The organism is Antarcticibacterium arcticum (assembly GCF_007993795.1).
GTDB classification, from domain to species: Bacteria; Bacteroidota; Bacteroidia; order Flavobacteriales; family Flavobacteriaceae; genus Gillisia; species Gillisia arctica.
In genome coordinates this window covers 3,058,170-3,075,787 of the sequence record NZ_CP042476.1, presented here as the reverse complement: position 1 = coordinate 3,075,787, position 17,618 = coordinate 3,058,170, and the positions used below count along the sequence as shown (strand labels likewise).

Sequence of the window (17,618 nt, the reverse complement as noted above, 5' to 3'; positions counted from 1 at the left end):
CTTAAAGGTTATACCAGGGGCCCACCGCCAAGGATTTCCTCATTAGCGTTTTCCTCAAACTTTTTAAAGTTTGTCTTAAATGCATTTGCAAGTTCTAAGGCTTTGGAATCGTATGCCGATTTATCACTCCAGGTTCCTCTTGGGTTAAGAACCTCACTGGGCACATTCTCACATTCTGTAGGCATTTGAAGCCCAAAAATGGGGTGCTGTACAAATTCTACGTCTTTAAGTTTTCCTTCAAGAGCAGCATCAATCATAGCGCGGGTGTATTTCAACTTCATTCTGCTACCTATCCCGTAAGGACCACCGGTCCATCCGGTATTCACCAACCAAACATCTACTTTGGAATCTTTCATTTTTTCACTCAACATCTCCCCATATTTTGTAGGGTGTAAAGGCATAAATGGCGCTCCAAAACAAGCTGAAAAATTAGGTAGAGGCTCATCTACCCCAGCCTCTGTACCTGCAACCTTAGCTGTATACCCACTAATGAAATGATAGGCTGCCTGGCCCGGGTTCAATTTACTTATTGGAGGCAGTACCCCAAAGGCATCTGCCGTTAGGAAAAATATATTTTTAGGATTTTCTCCTATTGAGGGAACTGCAATATTATCTATGTGATCAATAGGATAACTTACTCTTGTATTTGGTGTAATAGATGTGTCTTCAAAATCTACTTCCCCATCTTCATTGAGAATCACATTTTCAAGAATTGCCCCTTTTTTGATCGCCCTGAAAATATCGGGTTCATTGTCTTCAGTAAGATTAATAACTTTAGCATAGCAACCACCCTCAAAGTTAAAAATGGTATTCTCTGCAGTCCACCCGTGCTCATCATCACCTATTAATTTCCGTTTAGGATCTGCAGAAAGGGTTGTTTTTCCCGTACCCGATAAACCGAAAAACACAGCGGTATCGCCTTCCTTTCCTATATTGGCAGAGCAGTGCATAGGCAAAGTATTTTCGTGCACAGGTAGGATAAAGTTAAGGGCAGAAAAAATCCCTTTTTTAATTTCCCCGGTATACCCGCTTCCACCAATTAAAGCAATTTTTCTTGAAAAATTAAGGATTGAAAAGTTTGCCTGGCGCGTTCCGTCTACAGATGGATCTGCCTTAAATCCGGGAGCATTGATAACTATCCAGTCTTCTTTAAAGTTTTTAAGCTCAGATTCTTCCGGCCTTAAAAACATATTGTACGCAAATAGATTGGACCATGCGTATTCATTTACTACGCGAATGTTCAATCTGTGATTTTCATCGGAGCAGGCATATGAATCCCTAACAAAAACCTCTTTTTCTGAAAGGTAAGCAACCACCTTGTCATAAAGAGCATCAAATTTTTCAGGATCAAAGGGAATGTTAATATCCCCCCACCACACTCTGTCTCTCGTCTCATCATCTTTAACCAGAAACCGGTCCTTTGGAGAACGTCCTGTAAACTCCCCGGTGTTCACCGCTAAAGCTCCAGATTTTGCCTCTACTCCATGATCCCTTTCAAGCGTAATTTGATGAAGTTCGTCTGGACTTAGTTGATAATGCACCGTGGCATTATGAATTCCATAATTCTCCAGCGAAATCGATTTCGTAATCTGTTTGTTTGCCAACATAAAAGTTTAAGTTGTGTGTTTGTTTAGGGCAACAAAAGTAAATAATCTAAAATGGATGGCATTAAAAATCCAACCATTTTATTTAATTTTTAACTTTATGCTGTGGAAGATGAGAAATCCCCAACAAAAGATCAATAAACTGCCACCCAGTGGGGTTACAGGACCAAGAATTGAAAAATCGGGTGCGGTAATTGAATTTGTTGCCAGGAGATATATTGAGCCCGAAAAGAGAAACACCCCTGTAAGGATAACGTAGAGAATTATTCGGGCATTTCTATTTTGAAGGCTATCCATATTAGCAAGAATGAGAATAAGGAATGCATGATAAATTTGAAATCTAACCCCGGTTTCAAAAGTTTCCATGGCCTGCGGGCTAAGATTTGGTTTCAATCCATGAGCGGCAAAAGCCCCCAGCACAACCCCTAATAATCCCAAACAAAAACCCGCAATATAATAGCTTCTCTTCATCCTTTAATTTTTTAAATGTATTCAATTAATTACCTTCGTAACTACAAGCCCAAAATTAATTAAGATAAACTTAATATGCGACAAATACTGGTAATTGGTGCCGGAAAATCTACTTCGGTCTTAATTCGATATTTACTTGAAAAAGCTGAATCTGAAAACCTACTTATAACTCTTGGAGATCTTGACCTGGAACAGGCAAAAAGAATTTCCCGTGGACATTCCCGGTGCAATGCAATAAGTCTCAATGTTTTTGATAAAGAAAGCAGGGAAAACGCGATACAAAATGCACATATAGTGATCTCCATGCTCCCTGCCAGTTTCCATATTGAAGTCGCCAGGGATTGTATAAAATTTAAAAAGAACCTGGTTACTGCTTCCTATGTGAGTAAAGAAATGAGAGCCCTGGATAGTGAAGTGAAACAAAACGGCCTTGTTTTTATGAATGAAATTGGGGTAGATCCCGGCTTAGACCATATGAGTGCTATGCAGGTCATAGATCAAATAAGGGCAAAAGGCGGTAAAATGTTAATGTTCGAATCTTTCACCGGTGGTCTTGTAGCGCCTGAAAGTGATACCAATCTCTGGAACTATAAATTTACATGGAACCCCAGAAATGTGGTGGTTGCGGGCCAGGGCGGGGTAGCTGAATTTATCCAGGAAGGGAAATATAAATACATACCATATCACAGATTATTCAGGCGTACAGAATTTTTGCACGTGGATGGTTACGGAAAGTTTGAAGGCTATGCCAACCGGAATTCCTTAGATTACCGCAGCATATACGGGCTGGAAGACATCTTAACCTTATACCGGGGTACCATACGCCGGGTTGGCTTCAGCCGTGCATGGAATATGTTTGTGCAACTGGGTATGACAGATGACACCTATGAACTGGAAAATTCAGAACATATGAGTTACCGTGATTTTGTAAACTCTTTTCTTCCCTACTCCCCTACAGATACAGTTGAATTAAAATTGCGTCACAACCTTAAAATAGATCAGGATGATATAATGTGGGATAAACTGGTAGAGCTCGATCTTTTTAATGACGGGAAGAAAATAGGTATTCCAAATGCTACTCCTGCGCGGGCATTGCAAAAAATCCTGGAAGATAAATGGACTCTGGCCGAAGATGATAAGGATATGATTGTTATGTATCATAAATTTGGTTATGAACTTGAAGGCGAAAAAAAACAGATAGATTCCACCATGGTACATATAGGGGAAGACCAGACCTATACTGCAATGGCAAAAACGGTGGGCTTGCCAGTTGCCATAGCAACACTTGCTATATTAAACAAAAAGATCACTACCCCTGGGGTCCAAATACCTATTACCCGGGAAGTTTATGAACCCATTTTAGAAGAGTTACAGGAATACGGAATTAGCTTTCAGGAAAAAGAAACAGAATATTTAGGTTATAACCCGTTTGGAGAGGTTGGAAATTAAATAAAAATCCTAATTTTATTACTGCCCTCCAAAATGCACCTACATGAAAATCATAGACGAAAAAGTTAACATTGATGGGATTGATAAAACAATTCTTAACCATCTTATGGAGGATGCCCGTAAACCCATACTTGAAATTGCAAGAAATCTGGGTATAAGCGGCGCGGCCATACATCAACGCTTAAGAAAACTTGAAAAAGCAGGTTTGATCGAAGGGTCAAAACTGGTAATAAACCCCAGGGTATTGGGATACACCACTCTGGCATTTGTGGGGGTTTATCTGGACAAGGCGATTAGTAACCCACAGGCTGTAAAAAAACTAAGGGAGATCCCCGAGGTTCTGGAGTGTCATTACACTACAGGAAACTGGTCAATTTTTCTTAAGATCCTTTGCAGGGATAATGAGCATTTAATGAAGGTGCTTAATATGAATATTCAGGCAATAGAAGGGGTTTCCCGTACAGAAACTTTTATTTCCCTTGACCAGCAAATCCAGCGTCAAATAAAGGTGTAAATAATTTGGTATTATTCTAAATAAGGAATAATTTTGCAGCCCATGAAGCTTATATATCAATCCCGTTTTTTTAAAACCTATCAGTCAGACAGGGACAGGAACTTTATTCTGGACTTTGGCCATAAGACTGTAAAATTCAGGTTTTGCCAGCTTTTGGCTTTTCGTTACCAAATTAAAAACATTGATCTCAATTCCCATTTTAGCGGTGAGAACAAGCATGGGATGGAGATACTTACACTGTGTAACAAAGAGCATATATTCGTTTTCAATACTTTTGAAATCCTGGATCTTCAGGAATTGCTGCAGGGAACATTTGCTATGACAGAGCTCAATTCCCTCGTTTCTTAAATCTTTCTATTAAATTAGATTACTTCTAAATTTCCCTTTTATTTAGGGCAGGTGTTCCTTTTTATTTAACTTTATAAAAAAAGGAAATGAAAGATCTTGTAAGACAAAAATTGAGCATCCATGTAGAAGTCATGGACCTTTTAAACGAACAGATAAAAAAAGAGGCCCAATCCTCATCAATATACCTGGCAATGGCCTCATGGTGTGACCATAATGCCTTAACCAATAGTGCCCACTTCTTTTATGAGCAGTCGCTGGAGGAGAGAGATCATATGATGAAGATTTTCAAATACATTAATGACAACGGAGGTACCGCTTATTCCCCTGAAGTTACAAACATTAACCACGACTACAATTCACTGGAGGAGATCTTTGAAACAGCTCTCGATCAGGAAATTGCAATTACCAAATCCATTCACAACATTGTATTTAAATGCAGAAAAGTACAGGACCTTACTTCCGAAGTATTTCTGCAATGGTTTGTACACGAACAAATGGAAGAGGAGCAAACTATTAGACGGGCATTGGAATTGTTTGACCTTATGGGAACAGATGGCCTGGGATTAAAACTTCTGGATGAAAGAATTCCCCAGATTCGAAAGTAAATATTTAAATTTTAAACAATAAAAAAGGGCGGTATAAACCGCCCTTTTTTTATTAATTAGTATCCGGAGAATTAATCCCGGTTACCCATATAGATACTTAAAAAATACAACAGGGTTGCAAGGGAACCTACTGCAGCTACTACATAGGTTCGTGCTGCCCATTTAAGGGAATCCTCGGCAGCTTCATGTTCCTGTGGCGTCAACATATTTTCAGTTTCAAGCCATACCAATGCCCTTTTACTTGCATCATATTCTACCGGAAGGGTAATAAAACTAAACAAAGTTCCCATTCCATAAAGTATTATACCTATAAGTAAAACAGTTTGACCAACCCCCACCGATACCATGGTCATCAGGATCAAGCCTCCCATAATGGCCCAGGTAGAAAATTTGGAAGCAACACTTACCACCGGCACCAGCTGACTTCTCATTTGCAACCAGCCATAAGCCGTGGCATGTTGTACAGCATGACCACATTCATGTGCTGCAACAGCGGCAGCCGCTGCATTTCTTTGTGTATAAACTCCTTCACTTAGGTTTACGGTCTTTTTAGCAGGGTTATAATGATCTGTAAGCATTCCCGGAGTGGAAATTACCTTTACGTCAGATATTCCGTTATCATACAGCATTTTTTCTGCAATTTCCTTTCCGCTTAACCCGTTGCGCAGGTGCACCTGGGAGTACTTTTTGAACTTGCTTTTTAATCTATTACTCACATATAAACTCACAACAAATATGAGACCTGCAATTATATAATATCCTATCATTTCTTTGTGCCTTTTAGTATTTTAGAATTTCAAAGATAGCAAAAACCCCGCCATTTTCCCCTTTCTGAATTTTTGTCAAACCTATTCTATGAAAGGGTTATGAGCACATAAACATAAAGTTTTACTAAAAAATTGATCTTGAACATAATCGATAGTGGCAAGTACTTTACAATTTAAGATATTGTCTATATTTGCAACACTCAACTATATAATGAATATGCAGTACAAGAGAATTCTTCTGAAATTATCTGGCGAAGCCTTAATGGGAAACCGTCAATACGGAATAGATCCTGAGAGGCTGGCAGAATATGCCAGGGAAATTAAATCTGTAATTGATCGTGGGGTTCAGGTAGCTATAGTAATTGGCGGTGGTAATATCTTTAGGGGTGTTGCCGGAGCCAGTAAGGGAATGGATAGGGTACAGGCAGATAATATGGGGATGCTTGCAACTATCATCAACGGTTTGGCTTTACAAAGCGCTCTTGAAGACGCAAACGTAAAAACCAGGTTACAGTCTGCTATTAAAATAAATGAAGTTGCTGAGCCTTTTATTCGCCGCAAGGCAATATCTCATCTTGAGAAAGGCAGGGTAGTAATTTTTGGAGGTGGAACAGGAAATCCTTATTTCACTACAGATTCTGCAGCCGTGCTTCGGGCAATTGAAGTGCATGCAGATGTAATCTTAAAAGGAACAAGAGTGGATGGTATTTATACCGCAGATCCCGAAAAAGATAAACTTGCCACAAAATTTGACTATATTACTTTTGATGATGTGCTTAAAAAAGGCCTCAAGGTAATGGATACCACTGCCTTCACTTTAAGTCAGGAAAATGAATTACCTATAATTGTATTTGATATGAACACCCCCGGGAATTTACTGAAGGTTGCTTCAGGGGAAAAGATTGGGACTAAAGTGAATTTATAAATTAGATTAAAGACTGTTTTAAACTTTAAGTTTTAAAAAAATGAATGAAGAAGTAGATTTTATACTGGATAGTACAGAGGAAAATATGCAACAGGCCATTAAGCACCTTGAAAAACAACTGCTTAATATCAGGGCAGGAAAAGCCAGTCCCGCAATGTTGGGTAGCGTAATGGTAGAGTATTACGGAAGCATGACCCCGCTTAATCAGGTTGCCAATATAAGTACCCCAGATGCCCGCACCATTACAATTCAACCTTTTGAAAGAAATACCATTCCCAATATTGAAAAGGGAATCATGGTGGCCAATCTTGGTTTTAATCCAATGAACAATGGGGAAAGTGTTATAATAAGCGTGCCCCCACTTACCGAAGAAAGGCGCCGCGAACTTGCCAAACAGGCAAAAGCTGAGGCGGAAGATGCCAAGATTGGGATTAGAAATGACAGGAAAGTTGCCAACAATGATATTAAAAAACTTGATATCTCTGAAGACCTGATGAAGATCGCTGAAGATAATGTACAGCAACTTACAGACACATATATTAAGAAGGTTGATAGTATTTTTGACAATAAGGAAAAGGAAATAATGACTGTGTAAGGTCCCTCCTTTAAACTAATTAATAACGGCTTCACTATATTGAATCAACGCACCGCAATCAATATAATGAAGCTTTTTTTTGCCATAACTTTAAGGGTTTCTCATATGAAATAATTCATCACTATGCGGTCATTTATTATTTGCATCTTATTAATGCTTTATTTTCCCGTGATGTTTGCACAGCAGATCATAACAGGAAAAGTAATTGACCGTGCAACAAAAGCACCCCTCCCCTTTGCAAAAGTTTACCATTCCCAGGACATCCAATCCCTTACCAATATAAAAGGAGAATTTAGCCTGGAACTACCCCCGCAATCTTCCGGTCTTAAAATTTCCTACCCAGGTTATGTTCTATTGGATCTTGATATAAATAAGTTCGCCAATTTTTATCATATACAATTGTCTCCACTCCCTAAGCCTGTTGAAAAACAGAAATTTCCAACCGAAACTGCCAGGGACCTCGTTCAAAAAGCTATAAACTGTAAGGAGATAAATGACCCTGAATTATACCTTAAAAATTACAGTTACAGCAGTTATAATAAACTGTTTGTTGACACGCAACAACCATCAATAACTCCGCGGGGACGAAATTTTTTATCAGAACGGGTTTCAAAGCATTTGTATAAGAGTCCCCATTTAAAAAAGGAAATTGTTACAGGAGTTAAAACACCCGGTTTTGAAGAACCGGTTTATGAGGTTCTCACACTTAATCTGGAACCGAAGTCAATATACAAGGACGATTATCCAATTTATGGATCCAGGTATGCAAGCCCTTTAGGAAAAAAGGCCTTAAAAAATTATGAATATAAAATACTGGACACAGTTATTACAGGAGGCAGGCCGGGATATATGCTTTATTTTAAACCCAAAAGGCCCAGAGTGGTGGCAGGCTGGGAAGGAATAATTTTTATCGACACTTTAAGCTTCGCAGTTCAGGGATCCAGAACACGGTTAAACGGCCAGATTGAAATTGAAATTGATGAAGATTATGAATATTTTCCGGACGAGAAGATCTGGTTTCCCATAAAAAGTCGGGTAACTCTAAAACCCGGCACCGGGGGGAAGGATATAAGCATCTTTGGAGGTAGTATTGCCCTGGGAACGGTACAAAGAAAAAGCTCTATTCTAAACACCGTTCTGGCACCCGGCAAGATTGAAAATGATTTGCAACTAACCTCAGTGACAAATAATTATGACTTTGCCTTAATAGACGAAGTGAATATTGAAAAAAGATCGGCTGCAATTCTTGTATTAGATGAAGCCCACGATCATTCAATAAATTTTTGGGAAATAAACCGGCAACAGCCTTACACCTTAGAGGACGAAATTACCGCCGGAAAGGTTGAAAGGGAAATTCTAACCGGAAATATCCTTAGAAAAAAGGAGGTTCTAAATGCTATTTCGCAGGGCTTTTACCCTGTTGAATTCTGGGATTTTGATCTCAGCAAATTTATTAAATATAATAATTATGAAGGTTTCCGGATAGGAGCAGGAGGTGAAACCAATGAACAGTTTTCCAGAAGAATAAAGCTTGAGGGTTATTTGGTTTACGGTTTCAAGGACAGAGCCTGGAAATATGCTGCAGGGGGTGGTCTATTACTTCACCGGCGAAGTGGAACGTGGTGGAATTTAAATTACACACAGGACATTAGGGAGGTTGCAGGACATCAATATTTAAAAGGTGTTAATGATTTTTCAATCCTGGAACCCCGGTTTGCAAATATTAGCTATTACTATGCCTTCAATAGCATTAAAACAAGCCTGGAACACCGCTTCACCCCAAGACTAGATTCAGAATTACAGTTTGCCCACAGTGATATTTCCCAGCTTAGGGAATATGCCTTTTTAAACAAAGGAGTTTTGTATCGAGATTACACCATTGCCGAGGCAAAACTGAGCTTCTTATGGCGGCCTTTCAGCAAATTCTTAAGCACTCCCCATTTTCATAAGATCTATGACAAAAGGTATCCTGTGATCACAGGACAACTTTCCCAGGGATTTTCAGGTGTGGGAGGTGGAAATTTTAATTTCACCAAACTGGGTTTAAAGGCAGAATATGAGATCATTCGGGAAGACAGGTCGGTTACCCAGGTTACAATGGAAGGGAATTATGGGCTGGGAGAGTTGCCTCTTACCCATGCTTTTCATGCTTTCCCAAATAATCCTAACAAACCAGAAATTTTAAACAGGTTTTCGGTGGCAGGGAAAATAAGTTTTGAGACCATGTATTTTGATGAATTCTTTAGTGACCGGCAGGCTTCTGTACATATAAGACATCAATTACGCCCATTTCATATTTCAAAAAACATCAATCCTGAATTTGCCATTATTTCGCGACATGTAATTGGTGACTTTAAAAATATTGCCGCTCACCGCAATATTAAGTTCCAAACCCTGGAACAAGGCTTTAATGAAGTGGGATTGGAATTAAATCAAATTTTTTTAGGGCTGGGTTTAAGCACAGTATATCGCTACGGAGCATATCACCTGCCCACTTTCAGAGAAAACTTTTCCCTTAAGTTCACGCTTAACCTAAAAATTTGATATTTAAACTATAAGGACTTTCCCCTGAAATACAAGGTCTTTTTATACCTTTGCACTCCCTTTAAAATCAGTAATGTCAAAAATTTTCAGTTTTGGATTCTGGAATTCCATAGCCCGTGTAATCCTGCGTAACAGGCTCGTTATAATAGCTATAATTGTGGGTATTACCATTTTTATGGCTACGCAATGGCAACATATGCGCTTCTCTTATACTGAAGCGAACCTATTGCCAGATGACCACCCCGTTAATTTAGTATACAATGACTTTCTGGATAAATTCGGGGAGGAGGGCAATGTGATCATGCTCGCGGTAAATGACCCATCCCTGTTCACTACGCCAAAGTTCAAAGCATGGGAAGAGTTGGCCAAAACCCTGGAAAATTATCCTGCAGTAGAAAATGTTATCTCCCTGGGCAACCTTCAAAAACTGCAAAAATTTGAAGATCCCAAACGCTTTGAAATGGTGCCTTTTGTAGGAGACCGGGATTGGGATGAAGCCACTGTAGATAGCCTTCAGAAGGAGTTATTTACCGCAATGCCTTTTTACGAGAACCTTATTTACAGCACCCATTCCCAAACCGTTCAAACCGTAATTTACCTAAATGAGCAAATTGTAAATTCAGAAGAACGAAAGGTTTTTGTGCTGGAGGAACTTCAGCCCCTTATTGAGAATTTTGAAGAGGAGAATGACCTTAAGGTGCACGTTTCAGGAATGCCATATATTAGAACGCTTAATGCCCAGAATATCATTGATGAAATTGGCCTTTTTATTGTCGCGGCACTTTTTGTAACCTCGCTTATATTTTTCTTCTTCTTTCGCTCTTTCCGGGCGACTATCATATCAATGATCACGGTGCTAATTGGGGTAATGTGGTCCTTTGGGGTTATAGGATTATTCAATTACGAGATCACCGTACTCACCGCCCTTATCCCACCATTAATAATTGTAATAGGTATTCCTAATTGCATCTTCTTGATCAACAAATATCAACAGGAGATAAAAAATCACGGGAATCAGGCCAAATCCCTGCAAAGGGTGATAACAAAAGTGGGGAATGCAACAATGCTCACCAATGTGACCACCGCATCTGGATTTGCCGCTTTTATTTTGACCGATAGCACCTTGCTTAAGGAGTTTGGTATTGTGGCATCCATCAATATAATCGCCATTTTTATTTTGAGCCTCCTTATTATCCCTATTATATACAGTTATATGCACCTGCCAAAGGATAAGCATTTAAAACATTTAAATAAAAGATGGATTGGGGCATTTGTAGACTGGATGGAAAAAATGGTTCGTCAAAGAAGGATCACCATTTATATCACCTCTATAATATTACTGGCCTTAAGTATTATTGGGATCTACCAAATCAAGATTTCAGGAAGCCTGCTGGAAGACATGCCGCAGGAAGCTTGTTTTTTTCAGGACATTCGATTTTTTGAAGCCGAGTTTGACGGGATAATGCCGCTTGAAATTGTTATAGATACGAAACGGCCACGAGGGGCGCTTGCCCTGGCCAATTTAAAAAGAATGGAAACTCTGGAGACGGCAATAAGCGATGTGCCGGAGCTTTCCCAACCCCTCTCTGTTGTGAGACTGGCCAAATATTCAAAGCAGGCCTATTACAATGGAAATCCTAAATACTTCCAGCTTCCAACCTCCCAGGAACAAAATTTTATTTCTCCCTATCTCAAAGGTTTATCATCTGGTGAAAATATTATTTCCACCTATGTAGATTCTACCGGCAGGTATGCCCGTATGACCACCTTTATGAAGGATATTGGGACAGAAGAGATGAAACGTATTGAGGAAAATCTTGTGCCTCAAATTAATAAGACCTTTCCACCGGACAGGTACGAAGTGACCATGACCGGTAAAGCCCTAATATTTCAAAAAGGAACTACCTATTTGGTAAAAAATCTAATAGTTTCCCTTTCTCTGGCCATATTATTAATTGCACTATTAATGGCCTGGATGTTCAGGTCTTTCAGGATGATCCTGGTTTCCCTCATCCCCAATTTATTACCACTGCTGGTAACTGCCGGAATGATGGGATTTCTGGGTATTCCCATTAAGCCATCAACCATCCTTGTTTTTAGCATCGCTTTTGGGATCTCGGTAGACGACACTATACATTTTCTTGCCAAATACAGGCAGGAATTAAAAGCCAATAACTGGAAAATTAAAAGATCTGTTTATGCCGCCCTGCGTGAGACCGGCGTTTCCATGTTCTACACCTCAATTGTGCTGTTTTTCGGATTTTCGGTGTTTATGATAAGCAGTTTTGGTGGTACCGTGGCATTGGGTGGTCTTGTTTCAGCAACATTGTTATTTGCGATGCTGGCCAACCTTTTATTGCTACCCTCATTACTGTTATCTCTGGAGAAACGTATAGCAAATAAGGAAACATTAAAGGAGCCTGCAATAGAGATAATTGCAGAAGAAGATGATATTTTAGAAGAAGAATAATAAGCTGAAATCAAAAATAAGTTGCTTGGTAAGCAGGCACGGAAGATTTATCTTTGATTTTTCAAAAATCTAACCAACATGATAAAAGCTAAAATTGCTGAATTATTAAAAAGCAATCAGTTCCTACAGGAAGTAGAAGTAAAAGGATGGGTAAGATCCTTTCGAAGTAACAGGTTTATAGCATTGAATGATGGGTCAACCATCAATAATATTCAGTGCGTCATAGATTTTGAAAAGACAAACGAAGACATCCTGAAACGTATAACGGTAGGGGCCGCCATAAAAATAACCGGGACTTTAAAGGAAAGCCTGGGAAGCCAGCAAAGCGTTGAGGTAGAAGTGAAGAATGTGGAGATCCTGGGAGACGCTAATCCCGAAGAAGTAAAATTGACCATCCTCTCCCCCAAAAGACATACCCTTGAAAAATTAAGAGAGCAGGCTCATTTAAGGATACGCACCAACACTTTTGGCGCGGTGATGCGCGTGAGAAGTAAGCTGTCATTCGCCGTGCACAGTTACTTTCAGCAAAATAATTTTCATTACGTAAACACCCCAATAATTACGGGGAGCGATGCTGAAGGGGCGGGTGAAATGTTTAGGGTCACGGCTTTAGATATTAATAATACCCCTAAGAACGAAGCAGGGGAAATAGATTTTAAAAAGGATTTCTTCGGAAAGGAAACAAATCTTACCGTATCCGGCCAGCTGGAAGCTGAAACTTATGCGATGGGATTGGGACAGGTTTATACTTTTGGGCCAACTTTTAGAGCTGAAAATTCCAATACTTCAAGACACCTTGCCGAATTTTGGATGATAGAGCCTGAGGTTGCCTTTACCGATCTTGACGGAAATATGGACCTGGCAGAAGATTTTATTAAATACGTGGTCAAGTATGCCCTGGATAATTGTAAAGATGATCTTGACTTTTTGGCCGAAAGATTTCAAAATGAAGATAAGACCAAGCCAGAAGCAGAACGCAGCGAAATGGGATTGCTGGAAAAACTTCAGTTTGTAACTCAGAATAATTTCAAAAGAGTAAGCTATACCGAAGCTATTGACATCCTGAAAAACTCCAAGCCCAACAAGAAGAAAAAATTCCAGTATCCAATTGATGCGTGGGGAGCAGATCTTCAAAGTGAGCACGAACGCTTTCTGGTAGAAAAGCATTTTAAATGTCCTGTGATCCTTTTTGATTATCCTGCAAATATCAAAGCTTTCTACATGAGGCTTAACGAGGATGGGAAAACGGTAAGAGCAATGGACATCCTGTTTCCTGGAATTGGTGAAATAGTAGGTGGATCTCAAAGAGAGGAACGCCTGGAGGTTTTACAGAAAAAAATGCGGGCTCTGGATATAGACGAAAAGGAACTATGGTGGTACCTTGACACGAGGAGATTTGGAACCTGTGTGCACAGCGGATTTGGCCTTGGCTTTGAACGCCTGGTGCAATTTGTTACCGGAATGACAAATATTCGCGATGTTATCCCTTTCCCGAGAACACCACAGAATGCTGAATTTTAAAATTTGATCATACTTGAAACGCATATTGTTCCTGCAATTAAGGAGAGGATCCGGTTGCAGGAATATGCGGTTTCAATTTTTTCTTCCATAAGCACCAAAAGCACCCTTAAAAAGGCCATTAAAAGAAAAGAAATTCTTCTTAATGGTATCCCCGCACAAACTTCAGATTGGATCGAGCAGTATCAAAAGATTGAATTATTACAACCGGAACTACCGGCCAAAAAGGTTTACAACTTAAAACTGGAGGTTATCTTTGAAGATGACTTTATGGCGGTTATAAACAAACCTGCAGGTATTTCTACAAGTGGGAATTTTTTCAGAAGTATTGAAAATGCACTTCCCTTTAACCTTGCGAGATCCACGGAACCGGACACACTCCCCTATCCCATGCCGGTTCACAGGTTAGACAATCCTACTTCAGGATTATTACTCGTTGCAAAAACCAGGAATGCCCAAATAATATTGAACCGGGCATTTGAATGCCAGGAGATACAAAAAACTTATGTAGCACTTGTAAGTGGGCTTGCACCCCCCTGTGCGGTATATACAAATGAGATAGAGGGTAAAAATGCGAAAAGTGAAATCTCCCTTATTAAGTATATAAGCAAAGCCCAGGGTGAGTTTTCATTGCTGGAGGTTTTACCCAAAACAGGCCGTACGCATCAAATAAGGATACATCTCTCGGGAAATGGGTTCCCAATTGTAGGAGACAGGGATTACGGTGGGTTTAAAGGTTTTAACGGAGGTTTATACCTGGCTTCAACCGGAATTAAATTTCTTCATCCGGTTTCGGGAAAACCAATGGATATCAGCATTCCAATTCCTGGAAAATTCAAAAAATTCGCCTCGCTTCAAATGCCTTAACAAAAATTTACCACAAGCATTTTTAGTGCCAAAGCATCATTAGCATTGTTTTTGCTTATTTTTGTAATGAGTGATTAACCCAGATACTTATGCTAAAACAGCAATTAAATTTTAAATTATCGCAAAAGCTTTCCCCTCAACAGATCCAGTTGATGAAGCTCATTCAATTGCCAACCCAGGCTTTTGAACAGCGCATCAAGCAGGAACTGGAGGAAAATCCGGCCCTGGAAGATGGAAAAGAAAGCCTGGATGATGAATTTGATGAGGACTATGGGAGCAATGAGTATGAAGACGATGACTATGGAAATGATGAGAAGGAGTCTGAAATCAATGTAGATGATTATTTGAGTGATGATGAGATCCCGAGTTACCGTTTACAGGCAAATAATTATAGTGCAGATGATGAGGACAGGGAAGTTCCCTTCGCTTCCGGAACTTCATTTTCCCAATATTTAAAATCGCAGTTAAGCACCTTTCGCTTAACTGAAACAGAAAAAGAAATTGCCGATTTTCTTATAGGAAGTGTTGATGAAAGCGGTTACATACGCCGTAGCATTCAGGATATTGTAGATGACCTGGCTTTTACCCAAAATGTTTATACAGATGAAGCAACGGTAGAAAAGGTCCTTAAACATATACAGGACCTGGATCCTGCAGGAGTGGGTGCAAGATCCCTTCAGGAATGTCTTTTAATACAACTACACCGTAAAGAGCCACGAAAGGATATTTCCCTGGCAATAGATCTGCTGGAAAAGTCCTTTGACCACTTCAGCAAGAAACATTATGCAAAACTCCTGGCAAAACATGATATAAGCGAAGATGATCTAAGAGATGCTATAGATATTATAGAACATTTGAATCCAAAACCCGGCGGAACATTTTCGGGCAACACCCGTATGGTGGAGCATGTGATCCCGGATTTTACTATAAAGATCGTAGACGGGGAACTTGAACTCTCCCTGAATGGGCGTAATGCGCCTGAAATGCATATTTCCAATGATTACAGCAATATGCTGAAAGGTTACAAGGAAGCAAAGGAAAAGACAAGGGCACAGAAAGATGCTGTAATGTTCATAAAGCAGAAGCTTGACTCGGCAAAATGGTTTATTGAGGCAATTAAGCAGCGTCAGCAGACTTTAATGGTCACGATGAGCTCTATAATGAATTATCAAAAAGAATACTTCTTAACCGGTGATGAGCGCAATTTAAGGCCCATGATCTTAAAGGATATTGCAGACGAGATTGGAATGGATGTTTCTACGGTTTCGCGGGTGGCGAACAGCAAGTATGTAGACACACCCTACGGGACCAAACTCATCAAGGAATTCTTTTCTGAATCAATGAAAAATGACCAGGGAGAAGACGTCTCTACAAGGGAGATCAAAAAAATACTGGAAATCTCTATTGAAGAGGAAAATAAGCGAAAACCACTTACTGACGAGAAACTTGCGAAATTATTGCTGGAAAAAGGCTATCCTATTGCCCGAAGAACTGTGGCCAAATACCGGGAACAACTTGATATACCCGTTGCACGAATGCGTAAAGAAATTTAAATGCGGGCTATTATAAAAAGCGCCTCTTATATATTTCATCCCGTTTGGATGACCTTTATTGGAAGTCTTTTATATTTTTTGATCACGCCCAGGTTTTTCCCGTTCCCGCTGGTTAAGGCCAAATTACTGGCAATTGCTATTACCACACTCTTTATACCAATAGTTTTTTATTTCTTGCTGAAAAATCTTGGGAAGGCAGAAAATATGTTTCTGCAGAATGTGAAAGAAAGAAGGTGGCCATTGTTCTTTTTTTCTTTACTCATTTGCCTGAATTTATACCAGATCCTGGATGCCTATAATTACCCGGCCTTGTATTATTATTTTGTGGGGATATTATTTTCGGCTTTAACAGGATTGATCCTGGCATTTTTAAATTTCAAGATAAGCCTTCATATGGTTGGCTTAAGCGGAGTTTTAATGTTTGTAATTGCCCTTAGCATCTTTTACCGCATAAACCTTATTTATACCATCGCCTTTCTTATCGCAGCCCTGGGTTTAACGGCTACTTCCAGACTCCAGCTCAAAGCCCATACCTGGCCGGAAATAAGCCTGGGAATACTGGTGGGCCTGCTACCACAGATAATAGTTCTTAACTTCTGGTTATAGCAAATAGAACATTAGTCCTACTTTAAAGGAATGAACGCCGAATTCGGTATCGTTGAGACGGGCGTTATTGAAAAATGGGGTTAGATTGTAGTACAGGTGAAAATTAAAGGTGTTATATCCAAAAGTGAAAGTTGTCCCCAACCGAAAGCGTTCCAGCTCTGGAATATCGGTTTGAACTACCTGATTTCCCTCCTGCCTGAAGTTGGATTTGAAATGGTAAATATACCCCAGCCTTACACCAGTATAGATCCTCCAAAACCTGTATGATTCCGGAGTGGAAGTACGCCACCTGAATTCTAACGGAACTTCTACAAGCTGGGTTGAAAACCTGTTGGTATCATACTCTATGTCCAGCGCATTAAGATCCCTGAAAATTGTTTGCTCGTTATCATCTTCCCCAATGAATAGTTCCTGCCCATAAGTATTTATAGACCATCCTGCACCCACACCTATTGCAACATTCCTTCTTTTATTAATGGGGAAATCTCTTATAAAACCAAGGTGTACCCCTCCTGAAAATCCTTTTTGGGTTACCTCCTCCGGCAGATCATGCAACAGGTGGAAGGTGAGCCCTATATAAAACTGGTCTTCCCTGTATAAACTGTCAATTACAGAAGCAGTACCTGCGGTTCTCTGCTGTGCAATTACAGGTAGGCATAAAACAAAACCAAAGAGAATAAGACACAGTTTTTTCATAGAATGATTGTTTACCCAACCCGGGATTAAGGTAAAAAAAAACATCCCAGAACCAGAATTTTCCGGTGGGATGTTTTTAAACAGTA

General features: G+C 39.7%; 16 protein-coding genes. 12 read left to right on the top strand and 4 right to left on the bottom strand.

Annotation, left to right across the window (positions count from 1 at the left end):
- Positions 1–8: 8 nt before the first annotated feature.
- Together pckA and FK178_RS13915 are read right to left on the bottom strand one after the other, a co-directional pair.
- Complete coding sequence (gene pckA, locus FK178_RS13920; RefSeq protein ID WP_146836525.1) at positions 9–1,607, bottom strand: phosphoenolpyruvate carboxykinase (ATP); 1,599 nt, start codon at positions 1,605–1,607, stop codon at positions 9–11.
- A 78-nt stretch (positions 1,608–1,685) separates the two neighbouring features.
- Positions 1,686–2,075: a DUF423 domain-containing protein gene (locus FK178_RS13915; RefSeq protein ID WP_146836522.1), complete on the bottom strand. Its 390-nt coding sequence runs from the start codon at positions 2,073–2,075 to the stop codon at positions 1,686–1,688.
- Between the two features lie 75 nt (positions 2,076–2,150).
- On the opposite strand from FK178_RS13915, the gene FK178_RS13910 reads away from it, so the two are divergent.
- From FK178_RS13910 to FK178_RS13895, 4 genes are all read left to right on the top strand, one after another.
- Complete coding sequence (locus FK178_RS13910; RefSeq protein WP_146836519.1) at positions 2,151–3,524, top strand: saccharopine dehydrogenase family protein; 1,374 nt, start codon at positions 2,151–2,153, stop codon at positions 3,522–3,524.
- Between the two features lie 43 nt (positions 3,525–3,567).
- Complete coding sequence (locus tag FK178_RS13905; RefSeq protein ID WP_146836516.1) at positions 3,568–4,038, top strand: Lrp/AsnC ligand binding domain-containing protein; 471 nt, start codon at positions 3,568–3,570, stop codon at positions 4,036–4,038.
- Positions 4,039–4,080: 42 nt separating this feature from the next.
- Positions 4,081–4,386 (top strand): hypothetical protein, encoded by a 306-nt coding sequence (locus FK178_RS13900; protein WP_146836512.1) that lies wholly within the window; start codon positions 4,081–4,083, stop codon positions 4,384–4,386.
- Positions 4,387–4,472: 86 nt separating this feature from the next.
- The gene (locus FK178_RS13895) at positions 4,473–4,991 is read left to right on the top strand and encodes a ferritin (protein ID WP_146836509.1); all 519 of its coding nucleotides are present in this window, start codon (positions 4,473–4,475) and stop codon (positions 4,989–4,991) included.
- A gap of 71 nt (positions 4,992–5,062) precedes the next feature.
- Here the strand turns inward: FK178_RS13895 and FK178_RS13890 are convergent, their stop codons facing one another.
- Positions 5,063–5,758: a zinc metallopeptidase gene (locus FK178_RS13890; protein WP_146836506.1), complete on the bottom strand. Its 696-nt coding sequence runs from the start codon at positions 5,756–5,758 to the stop codon at positions 5,063–5,065.
- 217 nt (positions 5,759–5,975) lie between these two features.
- Between FK178_RS13890 and pyrH the strand changes: the two genes are divergently transcribed.
- The 8 genes from pyrH to FK178_RS13850 all read left to right on the top strand — a co-directional run bounded on the left by pyrH (position 5,976) and on the right by FK178_RS13850 (position 16,836).
- On the top strand, positions 5,976–6,683 hold the full coding sequence (gene pyrH / locus FK178_RS13885) for a UMP kinase (RefSeq protein WP_146836503.1): 708 nt from the start codon (positions 5,976–5,978) through the stop codon (positions 6,681–6,683).
- 40 nt (positions 6,684–6,723) lie between these two features.
- Entirely contained in the window at positions 6,724–7,278 is a 555-nt protein-coding gene (gene frr, locus FK178_RS13880) for a ribosome recycling factor (protein WP_146836500.1), read from the top strand.
- Between the two features lie 123 nt (positions 7,279–7,401).
- Positions 7,402–9,822, top strand: coding sequence for a DUF5686 family protein (locus FK178_RS13875; RefSeq protein ID WP_146836497.1), 2,421 nt, complete (start codon positions 7,402–7,404; stop codon positions 9,820–9,822).
- A 73-nt stretch (positions 9,823–9,895) separates the two neighbouring features.
- Positions 9,896–12,292, top strand: a complete 2,397-nt coding sequence (locus tag FK178_RS13870) for an efflux RND transporter permease subunit (RefSeq protein ID WP_146836494.1) — start codon at positions 9,896–9,898, stop codon at positions 12,290–12,292.
- 78 nt (positions 12,293–12,370) lie between these two features.
- On the top strand, positions 12,371–13,813 hold the full coding sequence (gene asnS / locus FK178_RS13865) for an asparagine--tRNA ligase (protein ID WP_146836491.1): 1,443 nt from the start codon (positions 12,371–12,373) through the stop codon (positions 13,811–13,813).
- Between the two features lie 3 nt (positions 13,814–13,816).
- On the top strand, positions 13,817–14,677 hold the full coding sequence (locus tag FK178_RS13860; protein ID WP_146836488.1) for an RluA family pseudouridine synthase: 861 nt from the start codon (positions 13,817–13,819) through the stop codon (positions 14,675–14,677).
- 89 nt (positions 14,678–14,766) lie between these two features.
- Entirely contained in the window at positions 14,767–16,230 is a 1,464-nt protein-coding gene (rpoN, locus tag FK178_RS13855) for an RNA polymerase factor sigma-54 (protein ID WP_146836485.1), read from the top strand.
- Positions 16,231–16,836 carry a hypothetical protein gene (locus tag FK178_RS13850; protein WP_146836474.1) on the top strand — a complete coding sequence of 202 codons (606 nt, stop codon included), beginning with the start codon at positions 16,231–16,233 and terminating at the stop codon, positions 16,834–16,836.
- Here the strand turns inward: FK178_RS13850 and FK178_RS13845 are convergent.
- Positions 16,831–17,532: a porin family protein gene (locus FK178_RS13845; RefSeq protein ID WP_146836471.1), complete on the bottom strand. Its 702-nt coding sequence runs from the start codon at positions 17,530–17,532 to the stop codon at positions 16,831–16,833. The two genes, FK178_RS13850 and FK178_RS13845, sit on opposite strands and share 6 nt — an antisense overlap.
- Positions 17,533–17,618 lie beyond the last annotated feature (86 nt).